At 48.3% G+C, this 19,976-nt stretch carries 19 protein-coding genes; 11 read left to right on the plus strand and 8 right to left on the minus strand.

Going from position 1 to position 19,976, the window contains the following annotated elements; translation table 11 throughout:
• Positions 1-170: 170 nt before the first annotated feature.
• The 4 genes from BTR1S_RS14815 to BTR1S_RS14830 all read left to right on the plus strand — a co-directional run bounded on the left by BTR1S_RS14815 (position 171) and on the right by BTR1S_RS14830 (position 4,045).
• On the plus strand, positions 171-743 hold the full coding sequence (locus BTR1S_RS14815) for a DeoR family transcriptional regulator (RefSeq protein ID WP_029418945.1): 573 nt from the start codon (positions 171-173) through the stop codon (positions 741-743).
• Positions 744-751: 8 nt separating this feature from the next.
• Positions 752-2,398: a copper resistance CopC/CopD family protein gene (locus tag BTR1S_RS14820; protein WP_034326185.1), complete on the plus strand. Its 1,647-nt coding sequence runs from the start codon at positions 752-754 to the stop codon at positions 2,396-2,398.
• A 2-nt stretch (positions 2,399-2,400) separates the two neighbouring features.
• Complete coding sequence (locus BTR1S_RS14825) at positions 2,401-3,036, plus strand: YcnI family copper-binding membrane protein (protein WP_006638699.1); 636 nt, start codon at positions 2,401-2,403, stop codon at positions 3,034-3,036.
• A gap of 121 nt (positions 3,037-3,157) precedes the next feature.
• Complete coding sequence (locus tag BTR1S_RS14830; protein ID WP_006638698.1) at positions 3,158-4,045, plus strand: EamA family transporter; 888 nt, start codon at positions 3,158-3,160, stop codon at positions 4,043-4,045.
• 57 nt (positions 4,046-4,102) lie between these two features.
• Here the strand turns inward: BTR1S_RS14830 and gabD are convergent, their stop codons facing one another.
• From gabD to gabT, 3 genes are read right to left on the minus strand one after another with little or no spacing between them, the layout of a single operon-like run.
• Positions 4,103-5,497 (minus strand): succinate-semialdehyde dehydrogenase, encoded by a 1,395-nt coding sequence (gene gabD, locus BTR1S_RS14835; RefSeq protein WP_006638697.1) that lies wholly within the window; start codon positions 5,495-5,497, stop codon positions 4,103-4,105.
• Entirely contained in the window at positions 5,472-6,863 is a 1,392-nt protein-coding gene (locus BTR1S_RS14840) for an APC family permease (RefSeq protein ID WP_006638696.1), read from the minus strand. Before BTR1S_RS14840 ends, gabD begins: the two co-directional genes overlap by 26 nt.
• A 28-nt stretch (positions 6,864-6,891) precedes the next feature.
• A complete protein-coding gene (gene gabT / locus BTR1S_RS14845; RefSeq protein WP_006638695.1) occupies positions 6,892-8,208 on the minus strand; it encodes a 4-aminobutyrate--2-oxoglutarate transaminase in 1,317 nt (438 codons plus the stop codon).
• 101 nt (positions 8,209-8,309) lie between these two features.
• On the opposite strand from gabT, the gene gabR reads away from it, so the two are divergent.
• A complete protein-coding gene (gene gabR / locus BTR1S_RS14850; RefSeq protein ID WP_006638694.1) occupies positions 8,310-9,725 on the plus strand; it encodes a MocR-like transcriptional regulator GabR in 1,416 nt (471 codons plus the stop codon).
• Between the two features lie 49 nt (positions 9,726-9,774).
• On the opposite strand, the gene BTR1S_RS14855 is transcribed toward gabR, so the two are convergent.
• Positions 9,775-10,071, minus strand: a complete 297-nt coding sequence (locus BTR1S_RS14855; protein ID WP_029418943.1) for an ArsR/SmtB family transcription factor — start codon at positions 10,069-10,071, stop codon at positions 9,775-9,777.
• A 178-nt stretch (positions 10,072-10,249) separates the two neighbouring features.
• Here BTR1S_RS14855 and BTR1S_RS14860 point away from each other — a divergent pair, with 178 nt between their 5' ends.
• From BTR1S_RS14860 to BTR1S_RS14880, 5 genes are all read left to right on the plus strand, one after another.
• Positions 10,250-10,534, plus strand: a complete 285-nt coding sequence (locus tag BTR1S_RS14860) for a putative quinol monooxygenase (protein WP_006638692.1) — start codon at positions 10,250-10,252, stop codon at positions 10,532-10,534.
• Positions 10,535-10,557: 23 nt separating this feature from the next.
• Positions 10,558-11,295, plus strand: coding sequence for an NADPH-dependent oxidoreductase (locus tag BTR1S_RS14865; RefSeq protein ID WP_029418942.1), 738 nt, complete (start codon positions 10,558-10,560; stop codon positions 11,293-11,295).
• Between the two features lie 114 nt (positions 11,296-11,409).
• Positions 11,410-12,237 carry an isocitrate lyase/PEP mutase family protein gene (locus BTR1S_RS14870; protein ID WP_006638690.1) on the plus strand — a complete coding sequence of 276 codons (828 nt, stop codon included), beginning with the start codon at positions 11,410-11,412 and terminating at the stop codon, positions 12,235-12,237.
• A gap of 109 nt (positions 12,238-12,346) precedes the next feature.
• Positions 12,347-13,228 (plus strand): TetR/AcrR family transcriptional regulator, encoded by an 882-nt coding sequence (locus tag BTR1S_RS14875; protein WP_006638689.1) that lies wholly within the window; start codon positions 12,347-12,349, stop codon positions 13,226-13,228.
• 11 nt (positions 13,229-13,239) lie between these two features.
• A complete protein-coding gene (locus BTR1S_RS14880; protein ID WP_029418941.1) occupies positions 13,240-14,655 on the plus strand; it encodes an MDR family MFS transporter in 1,416 nt (471 codons plus the stop codon).
• A gap of 80 nt (positions 14,656-14,735) precedes the next feature.
• Here BTR1S_RS14880 and BTR1S_RS14885 read toward each other — a convergent pair whose 3' ends face one another.
• Genes BTR1S_RS14885 through BTR1S_RS14900 form a run of 4 tightly spaced genes read right to left on the minus strand, consistent with a single transcriptional unit; the run spans position 14,736 to position 18,337 of the window.
• The gene (locus BTR1S_RS14885; RefSeq protein ID WP_029418940.1) at positions 14,736-15,674 is read right to left on the minus strand and encodes a siderophore ABC transporter substrate-binding protein; all 939 of its coding nucleotides are present in this window, start codon (positions 15,672-15,674) and stop codon (positions 14,736-14,738) included.
• Positions 15,675-15,694: 20 nt separating this feature from the next.
• Positions 15,695-16,453: an iron ABC transporter ATP-binding protein gene (locus BTR1S_RS14890; RefSeq protein WP_006638686.1), complete on the minus strand. Its 759-nt coding sequence runs from the start codon at positions 16,451-16,453 to the stop codon at positions 15,695-15,697.
• Positions 16,453-17,394: an iron chelate uptake ABC transporter family permease subunit gene (locus BTR1S_RS14895; RefSeq protein ID WP_006638685.1), complete on the minus strand. Its 942-nt coding sequence runs from the start codon at positions 17,392-17,394 to the stop codon at positions 16,453-16,455. The genes BTR1S_RS14890 and BTR1S_RS14895 overlap by 1 nt, the downstream gene beginning before the upstream one ends.
• Entirely contained in the window at positions 17,387-18,337 is a 951-nt protein-coding gene (locus BTR1S_RS14900) for an ABC transporter permease (RefSeq protein ID WP_006638684.1), read from the minus strand. Before BTR1S_RS14900 ends, BTR1S_RS14895 begins: the two co-directional genes overlap by 8 nt.
• Before the next feature lie 246 nt (positions 18,338-18,583).
• Between BTR1S_RS14900 and BTR1S_RS14905 the strand changes: the two genes are divergently transcribed.
• Positions 18,584-19,945: an aspartate kinase gene (locus BTR1S_RS14905; protein WP_029418939.1), complete on the plus strand. Its 1,362-nt coding sequence runs from the start codon at positions 18,584-18,586 to the stop codon at positions 19,943-19,945.
• Positions 19,946-19,976: the final 31 nt, after the last annotated feature.

Below are 19,976 nucleotides of genomic sequence, written 5' to 3' on the forward strand. Positions count from 1 at the left end.
GCGAGATTCTTTCACGATTGAAATGGAAAATGCGATGTACACTTTTTGGTCGAATGTTTCAATTTGTTACTGTTCAACATTATTTCACATTTTTTATCATATTCGCGCTTGTTTCTTTCCCTTTCATCTAATAGGCTTATACATATAGGAATAAAGAATGGAGGGGGAGAATGTTACCGATCAAACGGAGGCAGCAAATTTTATCATGGATCAAAGAAGAGGAAACGCTTCGTATTTCAGATATTTCAAAAAGGCTTAACGTCTCGGAAATGACGGTATACCGCGATATTAAACCGCTGATTGATAACGGACAGGTCATCAAAACAGCCGGCGGAATCGCCTTGAATCGGCCGAAGCAGCAGCCTGGACAAATGTGTTCAGTTTGCGGAAAAGGACTGAATCCGAGACTTTCCGTGCAAATCGTCAAAACTGACAGTCTCATTGAACAGTTTTGCTGCGCCCACTGCGCAATGCTCCGCTATGAAAAAATCAAGAATGATACAGCACAGATCATTTGCAGGGATTTTTTAGTCGACACGACGATCAGTGCAAAAATGGCCGTTTTTCTGCTTGATGCGGAGATTCATCTGAATTGCTGCAGACCGCAGGCAATCCCATTTGCCTCGGTCACAGACGCAGAGAAATTTAAAAAGGGATTTGGCGGAAGGCTTTTTTCCTTTGAAGATGCGGCACATGAAATTCAAAAAAACATGAAAGAAAACTGCTGCAGCCTGAAAACATGAAAGATTGGATGAATGCTATGAAAAAAGCAACAATCTGGGCGGTACTGGCCGTTCTTTGTCTCGTCCTGATGCCCAAAGCAGCTTTTGCGCACGCTTATATCGTCAATTCAACACCTGCCCAAAACCAGGAATTGAAAAAAGCGCCTGTCCAAATCAAGATCGAATTTAACGAAGCGATTCAGGAAGGGTTCCACTCCATCACGGTCAGAAACTCTTCCGGGGAACGGGTTGATTCAGGCGAAGCGCAGATCGATCCGAAAAACGCAAAAATCCTGACGGCAAAGCTGGACAAAAAGCTGAAGAACGATATCTACACGGCTGAATGGAGGGTCGTATCGGCAGACGGCCATCCGGTCTCAGGGACGATTCCTTTCAGCGTCGGAAACATTCAAGGCGGATTGCCGAAAGACCAGGGAAGCGCCTCTGCCGACCTGCCGAAAGCGGATACGGTGATCGAACGCGTCTTGCTTTATACGGGCTTTTCCCTCTTTATGGGATCGATTCTTTTTCAGCTTGTTTGGTATCGTCCGAAAAACAGCTGGGCTGAAAGGATGCGCAGCCGTCTTCAGCGGATCATAAAGCTCGCCCTTGTCATGATCGGCGCGGCCATCGTCATCCAGCTCCCGCTTCAGACCAAAGCAAACGCGGGCGTCTCTTGGGCGGAAGCTTTTCAGCCCGCTCTTTTGAAAGAAACGCTGCTGCGAACAACAGGGGGAGCGCTTTGGCTGGCCAGCATCGGCTTGATTGTTTTGCTTGCTGTTTGTTCGCGAAAAACCGGACGGACGGCAAATATACTCAAAATCATCTTTTTTGCCGGACTTTTGCTGGCAAAATCACTCTCCGGCCACGCCGCATCGACGAGCTACAGCTATATGACGGCAGCCATGGATTTCATCCATTTGGCGGCGGCTTCTGTATGGACAGGTGGGCTTGCAGCGCTTGTGCTGTTTTTCGGAAGGGACTGGCTGAAGCCGGATAAAGGCCATATTTGGGAGGCGATTCGGCGCTTTTCTCCATGGGCGCTTGGTTCAGCCGGGCTGCTCGTATTTTCCGGGCTGTTAAACAGCTTTTTCATTGTCCACACAATGGATAATCTGTTTCAGACCAATTATGGAAAAGCACTGCTGATCAAATCAGCACTCGTCCTGCTGATGATTGGATTTGGTGCGCTCCACTATTTCCGCTTCAGAAAAAAACCGGAACACTCGCGCGGGAACACGATCAGAGCCGAATGGGCGATCGGACTGCTCATTCTTGTCACAACGGCCGTTTTCACCAACATTCCGAGTCCTCCGGCACCGCTTCCGCAGCCGTTTAATGAAACAAAGCAGCTTGCGGACGGAGAAACCCTTTCTTTAAGGATCAGTCCGAACATGCCCGGCTCAAACACGTTTGAAGTGGTTGTCAGGAACCGGAATGGAGACGTAATCACCGATATCCAGAAAATCGAATTGACGGTTTCGAAAACCGGGATTTTCGGCGATAACAAGGAAAGCACTTTCACCCTTTCTAAAAAAGAAAAGGGCGTTTTCCAGACGAAAAATTTACATTTGAACGAAGAAGGCATCTGGAAAATCCGGGTTCATGGATTAACAGCGTCATTTGATGAAATCAGAACGGTTTTTAATGCCAAAATCAATAAAAAGGAGTCTTGATGATGTTGAAACGAAATATGTTTTTTTTAAGCGCCGTTTTTGCAGCGCTTCTGCTTATCACCGTGCCTGTCAGCGCCCACGTAACCGTAAAGCCGGATGAATCTGCGGCTGGGTCGTGGGAAACATACACAATCAAAGTGCCTGTGGAAAAAAATATGGCAACGACAAAAGTCGTCCTCAGCATGCCGGACGGTGTTGAATTTCAGCAGTATGAACCGGTTCCCGGCTGGAAAACAAGTACGGAAACCGCCAAAAATGGAAACGTCACAAGGGTGACATGGGAAGCTGCGAACGGAGGCATCAAGCCGGGCGAATTCCAGCAGTTTACCTTCACGGCGAAAAACCCCGACAAAGAACAGAAAGCCGCATGGGATGCCTACCAATATTATAAAGACGGAAGCATTGTCGAATGGACAGGTGATGAAAACGCCGATACGCCGCACTCAATCACAAACATAGTCGATGCTTCCAAACTCGGCAGCAAAACGGTTGATGAACACGGTGCGACAAAAAAAGAGGCACCGGCTGAAGCCCAGGGCAATTCAGGCATTCAAACCGCATCTCTGATTTTGTCAATCCTTGCCGTCCTGCTTGGAGGAGCCGCCCTGCTCATGGCAGTGCGCAGAAAAAAATCATAATCATGCAGAAGAGGCCTTTGGCCTCTTTTTTGCAGCCGTCATTTCCAATCATTCAGGCATGCTTTACAATAGAGAGAGTTCTAATGTTCGAGTTTTTTGTGTGAGAGGGAGAGATCGGGGGATGAAGATATCGGTTCTTTTGGTCTTGCTGGCCGCGGTATTGTGGGGAACGACGGGGACGACGCAGGCATTTGCCCCAAAGGAGGCGGAGCCTGTTGTATTCGGTGCCGTCAGAATGGCCGTCGGCGGGGTTACTCTGCTGGTTTTCGCGGCGGTCCGCGGACAATTGAAACGGCGGGGCTGGCCTGTTAAAACGGCGGTCATCGCAGCTTTAAGCATGGCGTTTTATCAGCCCTTCTTTTTTTCAGCCGTAAGCTTGTCAGGCATTGCCGTCGGAACGGTCGTCGCGATCGGAAGCGCACCGATTATCGCCGGCTGCCTCGAATGGCTGATCTTTCAAAAAATCCCCCGGGCCAGATGGTGGATTGCGACGTTTGCAGCGATAGCGGGTGTTTCCTTATTGTTCATTCCGTCCGCCGCTTCCGCCGGAAACGTTCTCGGCATTTTGCTTGCGCTCGGAGCGGGATGCTCCTTTGCCGTTTACACGCTGACAAGCAAACGGCTTCTTCAGCATCAACGGCCCGAAGCTGTAACAGGCGTCGTGTTTTCCTTGAGCGCCGTTATGCTGGCGCCATTGCTGTTTTTATATGATCTCAGCTGGATATTTTCCGTTCAGGGTATGGCGGTAAGCCTTCATATCGGCGTCATTGCAACGGGAGCGGCTTACCTGCTCTTTACAACAGGGCTCGAAAAAGTGCCCGCTTCGACAGCCGTCACCTTGTCTTTGGCCGAACCGCTCACAGCTTCGCTCCTGGGAACGGTGCTTGTCAAAGAATCGCTGCCACTTGTGTCATGGGCCGGTATCGCGCTTTTATTGCTAGGGATTTTTTATGTATCTTACACACCTAAAAAGAAGCGGAAAATCGCCGGCTGTGAGAAAGAATCATGAAAGCCCATGTTCTTTATTAAAAAAGCCTGCCCGGCAAATGCCGGACAGGCTCTGTTTTTATTCATCCAAACCGATCGATAGATATTTTGTCTCCAAATACGGCTCAATTCCTTCTTGTCCGCCTTCGCGGCCGATTCCGCTTTCCTTCATGCCGCCGAACGGCGCCTGTACAGTGGACGGGCCTCCGTCATTCCAGCCGAGAATCCCGTATTCGAGACGCTCTGACAAATAGATGCCGCGGCGGTAATTTTCCGTAAAGAAATAAGCGGCTAAACCGTATGGAGTATCATTGGCAATCTGAATCGCCTCATCCAGCGTGTTGAAAGTAATAATCGGTGCGACGGGACCGAATGTCTCCTCATGCATAATAGTCATGGATAGATCGACATCCGTCAGCACTGTCGGGTGAACAAAATAGCATGATTTCTCGTCATCGCTCTCATATTCGGCTCCGATCAACACTTTGGCTCCTTTATCGACCGCATCATTAATTTGATCGACGATTTTTTGGAAGCCTTTTTTATTGATGATCGGTCCGACTGAAACGCCTTCTTCAAGTCCGTTGCCCACTTTGAGCTTGGCGACTTCCCGGCGGAGTTTTTCGGCAAATTCGTCCTTCACCGATTCATGCACAATCAGGCGGTTCGCACAGACGCACGTTTGTCCGGCATTTCTATATTTGGACAGCATCGCCTGCTTCACCGCGAGATCGATGTTGGCATCCTCGTCAACGATCAGCGGCGCATGGCCTCCAAGCTCCATTGATACGTGTTTCACCGTATCGGCGCTGTTTTTGATTAAATGCTTGCCGACAGGCGTTGAGCCTGTAAAGGTGATTTTGCGGATCAGCGGATGACTCGTAAAAATGCTGCCGATCTCCGCGCCATCGCCGATCACGCATTGGAGGACATCTTTCGGAATGCCCGCCTCATGTCCGAGTCGGACCAGCTCAAGAGCCGTTAACGGGGTGTCCGGAGCGGGCTTGATGATGAAAGTGCAGCCCGCTGCAAGTGCAGGCGCAGCTTTGCGGGTGATCATCGCCGCCGGGAAATTCCACGGCGTAATCGCCGCAACCGGACCGACAGCCTGCCGGGTCACGATAATCCGCTTATTGGTGACAGATGCAGGAACCGTCCTTCCGTAGATGCGCTTCGCTTCCTCCGCATACCACTCAATATAGCCCGCCGCATACATCACTTCACCTAAAGCTTCCTGATAAGGCTTTCCGTTTTCAAGCGTGATCATTTTAGCGAGCTCTTCTTTACGCTCAACCATCAAGTCAAACCACTTTTTCAACAATGATGCTCTTTCAGAAGCGGATGTTTTGGACCATTGCTGAAAAGCCTCATGCGAGCGTTCAATGGCGGCTTCGACTTCCTTTCCGGACTGTTGGGGAACGGTCTCGATTTTTTCTCCAGTTGCCGGGTTAAACACTTCTAGCATGCTGGTCATGTTGAATCTCCTCCCCTTTTTCTTTTGAATTGATGTTGTATAATACAATGCCGATCAATGTCCATCCCGCCAATATCAGCCATTCATACGGCCACGAAAGCGCAGCCGGCATGCCCGGCAGATAAAAAGCAAGGAAGATAACACTTAAGAGGATAGCAGATAAACCCGTGGTTTTCCACTGATTGATTTTATATGGTCTGTTTAAGTTAGGCTCCGTTTTTCTCAGTCTCATGAACGCAGCCGAGACGATCAGGTATCCGACAATGATGCCGGTTCCCCCGGCATTGACGATCCACACGAGGGCCGGCCGTCCCAAAAGCGGTGCGAAAAATGCCAGCGCCCCGAGAAACAAAATCGCATGTGTCGGTGTTTGATACTTCGGATGAATGTAGCTGAACCATTTCGGAACCATCCCTTTTTCAGACATCGCATACAAGATGCGGCTCGCCCCAATGATGAACGCATTCCAGCTCGTAATGATCCCCGCAACCCCTCCAAGGACCAGCACCGTTCCGAACACCTGGCTGCCAAACAGGTTGACCATCGCATCAGCAGTCGCCAAAGAGGTCGAAGCAAGCTCGCTTTCGGATAATCCCATCGTCACGCCGAAAACGATCAATAGGTAGAACAAAACCGCGCTGACGATCGAGATGATGAGCATTTTGCCGATGATTTTTTTGGGAGCATTGATTTCAGCGGCAACCTGCGGAATCACATCAAAACCGACAAACAAAAACGGGATCATGACGAGCACCGACATCATCCCGGAAAACCCGTCCTTAAAAAGCGGCTGCATATTTTCATAATCGCCGTTGACCAAAGCGCCGCCCAATAGCAAAAAGCCAGTGGCGATGATCGCAATCGTAAATACCGATTGAAAAATGGCAGCCGGCTTGACGCCGAAGTAATTGAGAGCGGTCAGAACGACCGCTCCTCCGGAACCAATCAGGGCCCAAGTGAAGTAGACATCCCAGCCGCCAAGCGTCCACATCAGACCTTTGTGTTCAACAGGCAGCACATAATCTATGACAGTCGGCAGGGCGACCGCCTCAAACGCAATGACCGACACATATCCAAACAACACACCCCAAGCCGCGATAAACGCGGGTTTCCGGCCAAACGCCCTGTAGACGAAAATCATGCCTCCACCCGTTTCGGGGATCGCAGAAGACAGCTCCGCATATGTTAATCCGATCAATATCACAAGAATTCCGCCGATGATGAAGGCGATGGCGCTTCCTAAAAAACCAGCCGTCGAAATCCAGTCTCCTGAAAGAACGACCCAGCCCCAGCCGAGCATGGCTCCGATCGCCAGAAATAATACATCCATTTGTGACATTGATTGTTTCATTTGCTGTTTACTCATGAAAATCCGCCCCCTTCTTGAAAGATGTTCACCTAGATCGTTCCAGCGCCTCTTCAATGATGCCGAGCCCTTCATGAAGCAGCTCGTCAGTGATCACGAGCGGAGTCAGAAAGCGGATGATATTGCCGTTGATTCCTGCCGTCAATAAAAGCAGTCCGTGTTCATTTGCGTACTTGGCGATGGCGGCTGCAGCCGCTTTATCCGGCTCACGCGTATCTTGATCCTTAACGATTTCGATCGCTGCCATTGCGCCGAGTCTGCGGACTTCGCCGATCTGCCGATAGTTCTCCCTCCAGGCGAGCGCCTGAGCTTCTATCGCTGTTCCGATTTCTTCAGAGCGTTTGTTGAGCCGCTCCTCCTCAATGATGTCCAGCACTGCAAGAGCGGCTGCGCATCCGAGCGGACTGCCGGCATATGTCCCGCCAAGCTCGCCTGGGGCCGCGGCGTCAAGCATTTCCGCCCTGCCGATCACCCCGCTGAGCGGCACGCCGGCTGCAAGCGATTTCGAGACCGTAACCAGATCCGGCACAACATCAAAGTGCTCGATCGCAAAGTACTTGCCTGTTCTCGCAAATCCCGTTTGAATTTCATCAGCCACAAAGACGATGCCGTGCCGCTTGCAGAAGTCTGCGACATGCTGAACGAATCGTTTGGAAGGAATGATAAAGCCCCCCTCTCCCTGAACAGGCTCCATGACAACGCAGGCAACCGTTTCCGGTGCGACGGTGGAAACAAAGAATTGATCAAACGCCTGGATGACCGTCTCGTCATAGCTTTCATCAGTCATTCCCTGCGGCTTTCTGTAATAGTATGGAAACGGAGCCTGATACACTTCAGGAGCGAATGGCCCGAAACCGAATTTGTAAGGCTTGACCTTGCTCGTCATGCTCATCGTCATATTGGTGCGTCCGTGAAATCCGCGGGTAAAGGAAACAACGGCTTGGCGTTTTGTATATTTTCGTGCGATCTTGACGGCGTTTTCCACAGCTTCTGCTCCCGAATTTAAGAAAATCGCTTTTTTCTCATGAGTACCGGGTGTAAGATGACACAGCTTTTCCGCCAATTCGAGGTAAGCCGTATACATCATGACGTTAAAGCCGGGATGTATCAGCTGATCGGCCTGCCTTTTGACCGCTTCCACGACTTTCGGATGGGAATGACCGACGTTTAATGTGCCGATCGCGCCTGCGAAATCGATAAAACGGCGGCCGTCTATATCATATAAAACAGCTCCTTCTCCCCTAGCCGCCAAGTGGCGGTTTCCATTGCTGACGCCTCTGGCCACATACTGATCCCGTTTGGCCTGCCAGTCACGCGTTGTGAATACTGTTGTGTTAAGACTCATCATCATCTCTCCCCTTTGTTTATTTCTTATAATTCTGAATATTTTTTGGTATGATGAAAAGTACCAACTTTTTATTTTTGATGGTACCAGAAGGAGGGGCTATGATTACGATTCCGATCGACCGCTCTGAGCAGGCGGATTTTATTTATCATCAGATTTATCAAAAGATCAAAGAAGAAATTTTCAGCCGAAACCTTCTGCCCGGCAACAAACTCCCATCAAAACGGGAGCTTGCCAAAGCATTGAAGGTCAGCATCAATTCCGTCAATGCGGCCTACCAGCAGCTTCTCGCCGAAGGATATCTTTATTCAGAGGAGAGGAAGGGCTTTTTCGTGGAACAAATTGAAACGTTTCATGCCGGACGGCACCCGGCTTCGCTTCAGCTTGAAGAAGAATTGCTTGAAACGGACGAAAAAAAAGACGGCTGGATTTCGTTTTCCCATATGAGCGTGGATACGGCGCATTTCCCTTTTAAAACATGGTTTCGCTGTGAACAAAAAGCGGCCGCTTCCCATACCGTTGAATTGGGGGAAATGACGCATCCCCAGGGCGTCTACAAAGTGCGCCAGACGATCGCGCGCTTCATCGCATTAACGAGGGGCGTCAAATGCCATCCCGAGCAAATCGTAATCAGCGCCGGCACACAGCCGCTCATCCACACCATCCAGGATCTCCTTCCGGAATCGGCGGTATATGCGATGGAAGAGCCGGGATACAGCCGGATTTATCAGCTATTGAAAAATGCGGGCAAACAGGTGGTCACCATTGAGCTGGATCATAAAGGGATGCGGATCGGCGATATTCACAGCCTCAATCCGGATGTTCTGTTTGTCACCCCCTCACACCAGTTTCCAACAGGGATTATCATGCCCGTTTCCCGGCGGATTCAGCTTTTAAATTGGGTATCTGACGGAGAAAACCGCTATATCGTAGAGGATGATTATGACAGTGAATTCAAATACGGAAGTGACACGATTCCGGCTCTGCAAAGCCTTGACCGTTCCGAAAAGGTCATCTACATCGGCACCTTTTCAAAGTCGCTGCTCCCGGGTTTGAGAATCAGCTATATGGTGCTGCCGCAAAAGCTTTTAAAACAATACAGAAAAAGGCATCATTCCTCCATTCAATCAAGCAGCGTTATGACGCAATTCGCGCTGCAGGAACTGATTGAATCAGGCGAGTACCAAAAGCACATCAAAAAAATGAACCAGATTTATGAAGAAAAACGGACAAGATTGATCGGCAGCCTTGAGAAAACATTCGCCGGCCGGGTGAACATCAAAGGGGAAAGCGCAGGCCTGCATTTTGTGGCTGAATTTGAAACAGACCGCCCTGAGGAAGAAGTATTGGAGCGGGCCAGAGAAAACCGTGTGGAAGTATACGGCATGAACCGGTTTATCTTACAAAAGAAAACGAAAACAAACGGCCCGGTTTCCCTTGTACTTGGATTTGCCAAAATCGGCATGGATCAAATCGATGACGGAGTCACAAAGCTTTATGAAGCGGTGTACGGCTGAACATAAAAGCACCGGCAGAGCCCATGCCTGCCGGTATCTGTTTTTTTCGTTACCATTGTTTTTTTTCAACCTGAAGGATCGTATGGATCAAACCTGGAAACTGCTGCTCCATCTCATCTTTGCAAAGCGAATAGTAATGATGCTTCCCTTCGATTCGCACCTTGAGAATGCCGGCTTCCCTCAGCACCTTAAAATGATGCGACAAGGTTGATTTTGCGACGTTTATGGTGGTGCACGAGCCGCACGTCTTTTCCGGTGTGTCAGCCAAAGCCTTGACAATTTCCAATCTGATCGGATCACTCAGCGCGTGCAAAACGGACGTTAGCTTCATTTCTTTTGTACTCATGGGTTAAATGTATCATAATCTTTATTTCAAGACAATGAGCCCCACCATGCAAAATGGTTGCAGCATGACAGCCGAGCATGATACGATTCAACTGTTCGATGATTTTCGAACAATGAGAGAAATCGTATACAACATAAATGAGAAGGCACCCTATATTTTATGATGGAGGTTTTAATCAATGATCGTATTGCAGGCTTATATGAAAGTAAAACCGGAACAGCGCGAATCCTTTTTGGAAAGCGTCCAGCCATTGCTGAAGCATTCAAGAGCCGAAGCGGGAAATGTCCAATACCAGCTATTTGAAGATACGGAAAATGCCAATACATTTGTCATGCTTGAGCAATGGAAAGATCAAGAGGCACTTGACGCCCATAACCAAACAGACCACTTCCAAACGTTTGTTAAAGCGGCAGGAAATCTCTTGACAGAGCCACTCAACGTCGTGCGCACTGAAACGCACTAAATCAGAAAGGACGGGATGAACATATGAATGAAGTGTTGAAAACATTAACAGATCACAGATCGATCCGCAGCTATACAGATGAACTGGTAAGCCCGGAACAGCTTGACGCCATCATCGAGGCGGTTCAGGCCGCACCAACATCTATCAACGGTCAGCAGGTCACCGTTATTACGGTGCAGGATCAAGCGCGGAAAAAGAAAATCGCCGAACTTGCTGGAGGTCAGGCCTGGATTGAACAGGCTCCCGTTTTCCTCTTGTTCTGTGCGGATTTCAACCGGGCCAACATCGCCCTTGAGAAAAGCGGTCAAAAACTTGCGATCACAGACGGAATCGAATCTGTGCTCGTCGGAGCGGTTGATGCCGGAATCGCCCTGGGAACCGCTACTGCCGCCGCCGAATCAATGGGGCTCGGCACCGTACCGATCGGGGCAGTCCGCGGCCGCGCCGAAGAGCTGATTGAGCTTCTCGACATTCCTGAATTCGTCTTTCCTGTTGCAGGGCTTGTCGTCGGCCACCCGGCGGACCGCTCGGCGAAAAAGCCGCGTCTGCCTGAACAAGCGGTAAGGCACAGCGAAACATATCACCATGACTTGAAACCTTTGATCGATGCATATGATGAAGAGATGTCCGACTACATGAAAAAGCGCACAAATGGAGAAGAATCAAGAAACTGGTCGCAAGGCATCTCCTCTTATTACAACCGCGTCTACTATCCTGACGTTCGGACAATGCTTGAAAAGCAAGGATTTAAACTTAAATAGACGAACTTTTAGGCTATCGGCAGTCGATAGCCTTTTTTCATGCTTTGTATTCCACATTTCGATGAGCATCGAAAGATACAGCTTCTATACTGATTTAAAAAAGGAGTGGAATACATGAAGCAATTTGCGGCATTCAAGACATTTCAAGAGCTCCATCATCAATCAGCCCCTTTTCTTCTGCCAAATGCGTGGGATGCGGCAAGCGCCCGGGTGTTTCAAAGAACAGGATATAAAGCCATTGGAACAACCAGCGCCGGAATCGCCATGTCGTTAGGCTATGCGGACGGAGAAAACCTTCCATTTGAAACATTGCTTGTAGCCCTCAAAACCATTGTTGATTCGGTCGATATACCCGTAAGCGCAGACATTGAAGCAGGCTACGGCACATCTCCGGAAGAAATCAGCGAAAACGTCAGAAAAGTCGTTTCAACAGGTGTTGTCGGCATCAATATTGAGGATGGTACTGGCAGTCCCGGCCAGCCTTTAAGAGATGCTTCACTGCAAGCTGACGCAATTGCCGCCGTCAGGCAACTGGACCTCCCCCTTTTCATCAATGCGCGCACTGATGTGTATTGGCTTGGAATCGGCGATCCCGCTTTCCGCTTTCAATCAGCCGTCAAACGGGCGAACATTTACAGAGAAGCGGGTGCAGACTGCATATTCATCCCCGGAGTTGATGATATTGAGACCATTGTCAGGCTGAGGAAAGGCATTTCCGGCCCGCTCAATGTACTGGCGGGTTCAGACACCCCTTCAGTCAAGCAGCTTTCTGACACGGGAGTTGAAAGAATCAGCTGTGGATCTGCGCCTTTCAGAGCCTGTCTGACCTTGCTGAACACAATCAGTGAAGAGATCATCACCCGCGGAACCTTTCAGCACATGACTGACGGTGTGCTCTCCTATCATGAAACTGCGGAATGGATGAGTCCGGCAAAAAAATAAATCAAAATCATTGACTGAGCAGGAGTGCTTCTGCTAATATATCGTTTATGAAAACTCATGAGTTTTTTTGTGACTCATGAGTTTTATCATTGTGAAAGAAGGAGCACGGATGAGGGATAAAAAAGCCGATATTTTAAAAGCTGCCAAAAAACTGTTCGCTGAAAAAGGCTATTTGAACGTTTCCATGCAGGCAATCGCCGAAGAATGCAAAGTGTCAAAAGCTTCGATTTATAAATTGTTTCAGTCTAAAGAAGATCTTTTACTGGCATTAATTAAATTTAAGCAGCAGGAAATGCTGAAAAGAAGCGCACTGCTGAACGCGGAATCCTCGCTCACCCCAAAAGAGAAATTCGCCAAAAAAATCGCCTTGGAGATTACGGAATTCAGGGAAAACCGCCAATTTATCAACATGATCACTAATGATGGATCTCCGCATACCGCGGTATTAAGAAAGCATCTCAAACAGACGAAATCGATGATCATCTGCTGGCACAGGGATTCCATCCTTCAAGCGTATGGAGAAGAGGTGGAGCCGTTCATATGGGACCTCGTCATTATTTTTCACGGTTTAATGAGAGAGTTTCTTTTCCTTGTCGCCGTTGAAAAGACACAGGCGGATATTGAGACGATCCCACATTTCATCATGACGGTAATCGATCTTGTCGTAGAGCAAAAAAAAGCCGGTGATCCGAATACCTCATTGAATGAAGATATTATTGCTTTCTATAGAAATGCGGCTTCATGCCGGATGCCTAAAAAAGAGGAGCTTCTCGCCGGCCATTTGCAAAAGCTGAAGGACATGATCGGCGCGCTCTCAAAAGATGAGTATGATGTCAAAGAACTTCTGTCTGCCGCCGAACTGCTGAACGGGGAATTGTCAGCCAAGGAGCCGCGCATGTTTTTGATTCAGGCCCTCCTTGATTACTTGAACCAAATCGAGATATTGCAGAATTCCATTTCACAAATCAAAACAATATGTATGAAAGAATAAGAGGGATGCACATGAGTATAGAATCAGAACAACACACATACAACAGGAAGATCATCGTAGGTTTACTTATGGCCGGAGCGTTTATTGCCATTTTGAATCAGACGCTTTTGGTCACCGCACTGCCTCATATCATGTCAGATTTGAACATCGATGCAACAAAGGGGCAATGGCTGACGACGGCATTTATGCTGACGAACGGCATTCTCATTCCGATTACCGCTTTTTTAATTGAGAAATTCTCAAGCCGCGCCCTTGTTATTACCGCAATGGGAATCTTTACGGCCGGAACGATCGTCGGCGCGTTTGCGCCCAATTTCCCGGTTCTATTGGCGGCGCGCATTATTCAGGCCGCAGGCGCAGGAATTATGATGCCGCTGATGCAAACGATCTTTTTAACGATTTTCCCGGTTGAAAGACGGGGAGCCGCGATGGGAATGGTCGGGCTGGTCATCGCCTTCGCGCCTGCCATTGGTCCGACTTTGTCAGGCTGGATCGTTGACAGCTTTACATGGAGATACTTATTCTACATTATTCTGCCGATCTCCCTCATCGACCTCGTGCTCGTCATCATGCTGATGAAAAACGTAACGACATTAAGAGAAACATCTCTTGATATCCTGTCGATCATCCTGTCAAGCTTAGGCTTCGGCGGACTTCTTTACGGGTTCAGCAGCGCAGGGTCAGATGGCTGGGGAAATCAGACTGTCCTGATTTTTTTTGCAGTCGGCGCCGTTTCTTTGCTCTTCTTTATCATGAGGCAATTGAAAATTAAAAGACCGATCCTCGAATTCCGCGTCTTTCAATCATGGACGTTTAGCATCACCACATTGCTGGGAATGATCGTATTTGCTTTAATGATCGGAACGGAAACGATTTTGCCGCTGTACACGCAGAACGTCAGAGACATTTCCGCTTTTGATTCGGGATTGATGCTGCTGCCTGGTGCTATCGCAATGGGCATTATGTCTCCGATCATCGGCAGAATTTTTGACAAGATCGGTGGAAAAGGGCTGGCTATTATCGGCTTTGCCATCTTGCTGCTGACGTCGATCCCGTTTACGGATCTTGCGGACGATACATCCATACCGTTCATTGTCATCATTTATACGGTGCGCATGATTGGAGTTTCCATGATCATGATGCCGCTGACGACGGCCGGCATCAATTCATTGCCTCAGCATCTTATCGCACACGGAACTGCGATGAACAACACAATGCGCCAAATCGGCGGATCAATCGGTACGGCTGTATTGATCTCCGTAATGAGCAGCTCAGCTAAAAACGCAAGTACAACCAATCCGTTAAATGCGGTCATTCACGGCATGAACACTGCCTTTATCGTCGCCGCTCTTATGGCGCTGGCCGGCTTCATCCTCTCCTTTACGCTGAAACGCAAGGTGCAGAAAGCAGGACAGCCGGCTCGTTAGCCTTTGACGCCAGTTCAACATTGAACTGGTGTTTTTTCTTTCCATAAAAAAAAAGACTGCCGATATGGCAGCCTCTTTTTTTATTTCAAACCGTTTTCGATTTCTTTCACCATTTCAGACACGGACTCGAGCCCGCCGCCGGATAAATACCAGTAGCCCGGGTCAAGGTATATGATGTGTCCTTTTTTATAGGCATTTGTCGATTTCACAATTTCGTTTTCGATGACTTCTTTTGCTGATCCTTTTTCGCCGATGGCGGCGCTTCTGTCAATGACGAACAGGTAATCCGGATTTTTTTCTGAGATATACTCAGATGAGACGCTTTGGCCGTGAAGTGAAGCTTTAATATTTTGATCGGCTGGTGCGACACCGAGTACGTCGTGAACCAAGCCGAATCTTGATCCTTTTCCATAGGCGCTGATATGTTTATCATTTGTCAGGACGACCAGTCCTTTTCCGCCTTTTTCTTTTGCCAATTTATTGGTTTTTTCTACTTGAGCATCAATTTTGGCGAGGGCATCTTTTACAGCGTCTTCTTTTCCGAAGATTTTTCCGATGCTTTCAGTATTTTCTTTAAAGCTTTTCATGTAGTTTTGATCATCAAGCTCAATGTTAATCGTCGGAGCGATCCTCTTGAACTCATCGTATTGTTCTGCCTGTCTGCCTTCAATGATGATCAGATCGGGAGCAAGCTCCGCGATTTTCTCAAAATCAGGTTCTTTCAGGCCGCCGACGCTTTCATATTTTTTATCCTTATATTGTTTAAGGTAAGACGGGATATTTTGCTTCGGCAGGCCGACAACGCGGTCGCCGAGCCCCAATTGATCAAGCGTGTCGAGCACTCCGAAATTGAAGACGACGATTTTCTTCGGGTTTTTTGGAACATCTGTTGAACCGCTGCTATGCTGAATCGCAACCGTTTCTTTCTTTTTCGCATCAGATTGTGCATCTTTGCTTCCGCAAGCGGCTATCACGAAAACTGCAATAATGGCCATGAAACATAATGATAGTTTTTTCAATGTAATCACCTCATCCTTTTTTATGAAAAATAGATACATATTTTTTGATCACCGATTTGCTGAATCGGGATGTCCATGTCATAGATTTCTTTCAGCACCGGTGTTTGAATGATATCCTCTGCCGGCCCTTCTTTGACGATCTGCCCGTTTTTCAGGGCGACAATCCGGTCGGAATAGACAGAGGCGAAGTTAATATCATGAATCACGATGGCAATCGTTTTGCCGTGCAGAACGACGAGTTCCTTCAGAAGCTTCATAATTTCAACCGAATGCTTCATATCAAGATTATTTAATGGTTCATCAAGCAAAATATAATCGGTGTCCTGGGCGATGACCATCGCGATAAACGCCCGCTGGCACTGGCCTCCGCTCAATTCGTCCAAATGTTTGTGTTCAATGTCTTTCAGTTTCATATAATCGATCGCCTTGTCGACGTATGTCCAATCTTCCTTCGTCAGCCTCCCCTGTGAATACGGGAACCTTCCGAAGCTGACGAGCTCTCTGACGGTCAGCCTGATATTGATCTGGTTGGACTGCTTCAAAATGCTGATTTTTTTGGCCAAATCATTGCTTTTATATGCGCTGATACCCTTTCCGTCGATCAAAACCTTTCCCGAGTCCATCGTGATCAGCCTGCTGATCATGGAAAGCAGTGTGCTTTTTCCGGCTCCGTTCGGCCCGATAAAGGATGTGATCGTCCCTTTTTGTATCGATACCGTCGCATGGTCCACAACGGCCTGGTCTCCATATTTTTTATTCACATCTATGACTTCTATCATCATTTACGCTCCTTCAGCAGCAGGTAGATAAAGTAAATCCCGCCGATAAAATCAATGATCACTACCAAGGTCGAGGTTAGGCCGAACAGCTTTTCAACGATGAACTGCCCTCCGACAAGCGCGATGATGCTGAAAAGAACAGCTCCGGGAATCAATATGCTGTGCTTGTATGTCTTGAAAAATTCACGGGCGACATTGACAACGAGCAGCCCCAAAAAGGTTATCGGTCCGACGAGCGCAGTTGATACAGAAACAAGCACCGCTACAATGATCAGCATCTTCTTCACTGTTCGGTCATAATCGATGCCAAGATTGACGGCCTGGTCTCTTCCAAGTGAAAGCACGTCAAAATAGCGGCGGAACCGCCATGCATACATCAGAACACCGGTAATGACGACGGAAGCGAGCATTAATATATCCGTATTGACATTATTGAAGCTGGCAAACATCTTATTCTGCACAACCTGAAATTCATTCGGATCGATCAGCATCTGCATAAATGAAGACAGGCTTCTGAACAGTGTGCCAAAGACGATCCCCACCAGAAGCAGCAAAAAAATATGCCGTCCGCCGCGGCGGAACATCAAAGCAAACAGCACGAATGAAAAGGAGATCATCAAACCCGTCGACAACAGGAAATTCCCGTTTTTTCCGAGTTCGTTCAACTGTGCAGCGCCAAAAAAGAAAATAACCGCGGTTTGCAGGAGAACATAAAGCGAATCAAGCCCGAGAATGCCCGGCGTTAAAATTCTGTTGTTTGTTATCGTTTGAAAGATCATCGATGAATAGCCGATCGCCGTCCCGACGAGGATGATGGCCAAAACCTTGGCCGCTCTTCGCGGCAGCGCGTATTCCCAGACAGACGGCAATCCGTAAAACAAAAACAAGCAGATACAGACGGCCGCCGCTGCGATGAGCACATACATTTTCTGTTTATGCATAGGCTTTTCTCCTTAAAAGCAAGTAAAGAAAAATGCCGCTTCCGATGATGCCGACCATCAGCCCGACCGAAATTTCATACGGATAAATGATGATCCGGCCCAATATATCACACAGCAGGACAAAGACGGCGCCGAGAACCGCCGTGTGAGGCAGGCTGTTTTTCAAATGGTCCCCGCGATAAATCGAGACAATGTTTGGAATGATCAGCCCTAGAAAAGGAAGCGTGCCGACCGTCAAAATTACGACCGATGAGATGACCGATACAATGATCAGGCCGGTGTTGATCACCCGCTTGTAATTGAGCCCCAAATTGACGGAGAAGCTCTCACCCATTCCGGCCACCGTAAACTTATTGGCAAACAGATAGGCGATAATAACGAGCGGGATGCTCACGTATAAAAGCTCATACCTCCCTTTCATGATCAGTGAAAAATCCCCCTCAAACCACGCATTGACATTTTGAATGAGGTCATACTGATAAGCCATGAACGTAGATATGGCGCTGACGACGCCGCCAAGCATCAATCCGACAAGCGGAATAAACACGGCGTCCTTAAACCTGATCCTGTCCAAAATCTTAATGAACAGAAAGCTGCCAAACAGTGAAAAAGCAAAGGCAAACAGCATTTTCACAAAAATACCCGCCGAAGAAAAAAGCAAAATCGAGATGATAATGCCGAGCCTGGCCCAGTCCATCGTTCCGGCCGTCGTCGGCGAAACGAATTTATTGCGCGTCAGCTGCTGCATGATCAGTCCGCAGATGCTGAGGCTCATGCCCGCGAGCACGATGCTGATCATGCGCGGAAACCGGCTTATGTACAGCGTTTTTACGGCATCCTCATTGAACCTGAATAGATCCAGAGGCGACAGCTGTTTGACGCCGATGAAAATGGAACTGAAAGAAAGAATGATGAGCAGAAGCAGTAAGTATCGTAATTTCATGACGCAATCGCCTCCCCCCGCGACAAAAACACATCCTGCATCAATCGTTAATGATTATCATTATCAATAGGATCCATCCATCATATTATCACTTTTTCTAACATAGTCAATATGAAAACCGAGTTCCGTCCTCCCTAAAAGCACATTTGTTTCCTATAGAAAGAAAACCCTTGATTCTTCTTCTAAAAAGCGTAATAATAAAAATTAAATTTATTGCGAAAATTTAAACTTTAGGAGATGTCAGAAATGAAAGTCGTTAAATTTGGCGGCAGTTCGCTCGCAACAGGTGCGCAGCTTGAAAAAGTGTTTCAAATTGTCGCAGCAGATCCCGAACGGAGAGCTGTCGTCGTATCAGCGCCGGGAAAACGTCACCCACAAGACATAAAAGTAACCGATCTGCTCATCGCTTGCGCCGAGCAGTATGCAGCAACGGGAGAAGCCCGCGAGCTCGTTGAAACGATTATTGGACGCTATGCCGATATCGCCCGGGAGGTTGGACTGGGCCATGATGTGATCGACCAGATCCGCGCAGATTTGCTTCGTCTGCTTCAAAGTGATCAACAAAACCCGGAACGCTTCATCGATGCGGTCAAAGCAAGCGGTGAAGACAACAATGCCAAGCTTGTCGCGGCTTATTTCCGGCATCGGGGGGCTGACGCCCACTATGTCAATCCGAAAGATGCTGGCCTATTTGTGACGAGTGAGCCCGGCAACGCCCAAGTGCTGCCCGAATCCTATGATCATCTGTTCCGGCTCAGACAGCGGCAGGGCATTATTGTATTCCCCGGATTCTTCGGCTTTAACAAAGAGGGCGAAGTGATTACCTTTTCCCGGAGCGGCTCAGATATTACGGGCTCGATTTTGGCGAATGGCCTAAAAGCAGAGCTGTATGAAAACTTCACCGACGTGGATGCCGTCTATTCGGTCAACCCTTCGATCGTGTCAAACCCGAAAGAAATCCGGGAACTGACGTACAGGGAAATGCGCGAGCTGTCCTATGCGGGCTTTTCCGTCTTTCATGATGAGGCACTAATACCCGCTTATCGCGCGAACATACCGGTGCAGATTAAAAATACGAACAATCCGGCCGCAGAAGGGACAAGAGTCGTTACAAAGCGCGACAACACCAACGGCCCTGTCGTCGGCATCGCCAGTGACAGCGGATTTTGCAGCATATATATCGGCAAATACTTGATGAACCGTGAAGTCGGATTTGGGCGCCGCGTTCTTCAGATTCTTGAAGATGACGGACTGACATACGAACATATCCCTTCAGGCATTGACGATATGACGATTATTTTGAGACAGGATCAGATGGATGAAGCGATTGAAAAACGGATCATCCAGCGGATCAAAGAAGAACTGGATGCTGATGAAGTCGCGGTAGAGCACAACATTGCCTTGATCATGGTTGTCGGTGAAGCGATGCGCCACAATGTCGGAACGACGGCCAGAGCGGCAAAGGCTCTGTCTGATGCACATGTAAACATTGAAATGATCAATCAGGGCTCCTCTGAAGTCAGCATGATGTTCGGCGTCAAAGAAGCTCAGGAAAAACAAGCGGTCCGCGCTTTATACCAGGAATTTTTCGCAAAAGTGCTCGTCTAAAAACCCCTTTTTTTATGGGGTTTTTTTGTTG

This window comes from Bacillus sonorensis NBRC 101234 = KCTC 13918 (genome assembly GCF_001592005.1).
Classification (GTDB): Bacteria; Bacillota; Bacilli; order Bacillales; family Bacillaceae; genus Bacillus; species Bacillus sonorensis.

Bases quoted from the DNA above. Each gene is read 5' to 3' on its own strand.
- BTR1S_RS14815 (WP_029418945.1), top strand. From the start codon at position 171: ATGTTACCGATCAAACGGAGGCAGCAAATTTTATCATGGATCAAAGAA.
- BTR1S_RS14820 (WP_034326185.1), top strand. From the start codon at position 752: ATGAATGCTATGAAAAAAGCAACAATCTGGGCGGTACTGGCCGTTCTT.
- BTR1S_RS14825 (WP_006638699.1), top strand. From the start codon at position 2,401: ATGTTGAAACGAAATATGTTTTTTTTAAGCGCCGTTTTTGCAGCGCTT.
- BTR1S_RS14830 (WP_006638698.1), top strand. From the start codon at position 3,158: ATGAAGATATCGGTTCTTTTGGTCTTGCTGGCCGCGGTATTGTGGGGA.
- gabD (WP_006638697.1), bottom strand. From the start codon at position 5,497: ATGACCAGCATGCTAGAAGTGTTTAACCCGGCAACTGGAGAAAAAATC.
- BTR1S_RS14840 (WP_006638696.1), bottom strand. From the start codon at position 6,863: ATGAGTAAACAGCAAATGAAACAATCAATGTCACAAATGGATGTATTA.
- gabT (WP_006638695.1), bottom strand. From the start codon at position 8,208: ATGAGTCTTAACACAACAGTATTCACAACGCGTGACTGGCAGGCCAAA.
- gabR (WP_006638694.1), top strand. From the start codon at position 8,310: ATGATTACGATTCCGATCGACCGCTCTGAGCAGGCGGATTTTATTTAT.
- BTR1S_RS14855 (WP_029418943.1), bottom strand. From the start codon at position 10,071: ATGAGTACAAAAGAAATGAAGCTAACGTCCGTTTTGCACGCGCTGAGT.
- BTR1S_RS14860 (WP_006638692.1), top strand. From the start codon at position 10,250: ATGATCGTATTGCAGGCTTATATGAAAGTAAAACCGGAACAGCGCGAA.
- BTR1S_RS14865 (WP_029418942.1), top strand. From the start codon at position 10,558: ATGAATGAAGTGTTGAAAACATTAACAGATCACAGATCGATCCGCAGC.
- BTR1S_RS14870 (WP_006638690.1), top strand. From the start codon at position 11,410: ATGAAGCAATTTGCGGCATTCAAGACATTTCAAGAGCTCCATCATCAA.
- BTR1S_RS14875 (WP_006638689.1), top strand. From the start codon at position 12,347: ATGAGGGATAAAAAAGCCGATATTTTAAAAGCTGCCAAAAAACTGTTC.
- BTR1S_RS14880 (WP_029418941.1), top strand. From the start codon at position 13,240: ATGAGTATAGAATCAGAACAACACACATACAACAGGAAGATCATCGTA.
- BTR1S_RS14890 (WP_006638686.1), bottom strand. From the start codon at position 16,453: ATGATAGAAGTCATAGATGTGAATAAAAAATATGGAGACCAGGCCGTT.
- BTR1S_RS14895 (WP_006638685.1), bottom strand. From the start codon at position 17,394: ATGCATAAACAGAAAATGTATGTGCTCATCGCAGCGGCGGCCGTCTGT.
- BTR1S_RS14900 (WP_006638684.1), bottom strand. From the start codon at position 18,337: ATGAAATTACGATACTTACTGCTTCTGCTCATCATTCTTTCTTTCAGT.
- BTR1S_RS14905 (WP_029418939.1), top strand. From the start codon at position 18,584: ATGAAAGTCGTTAAATTTGGCGGCAGTTCGCTCGCAACAGGTGCGCAG.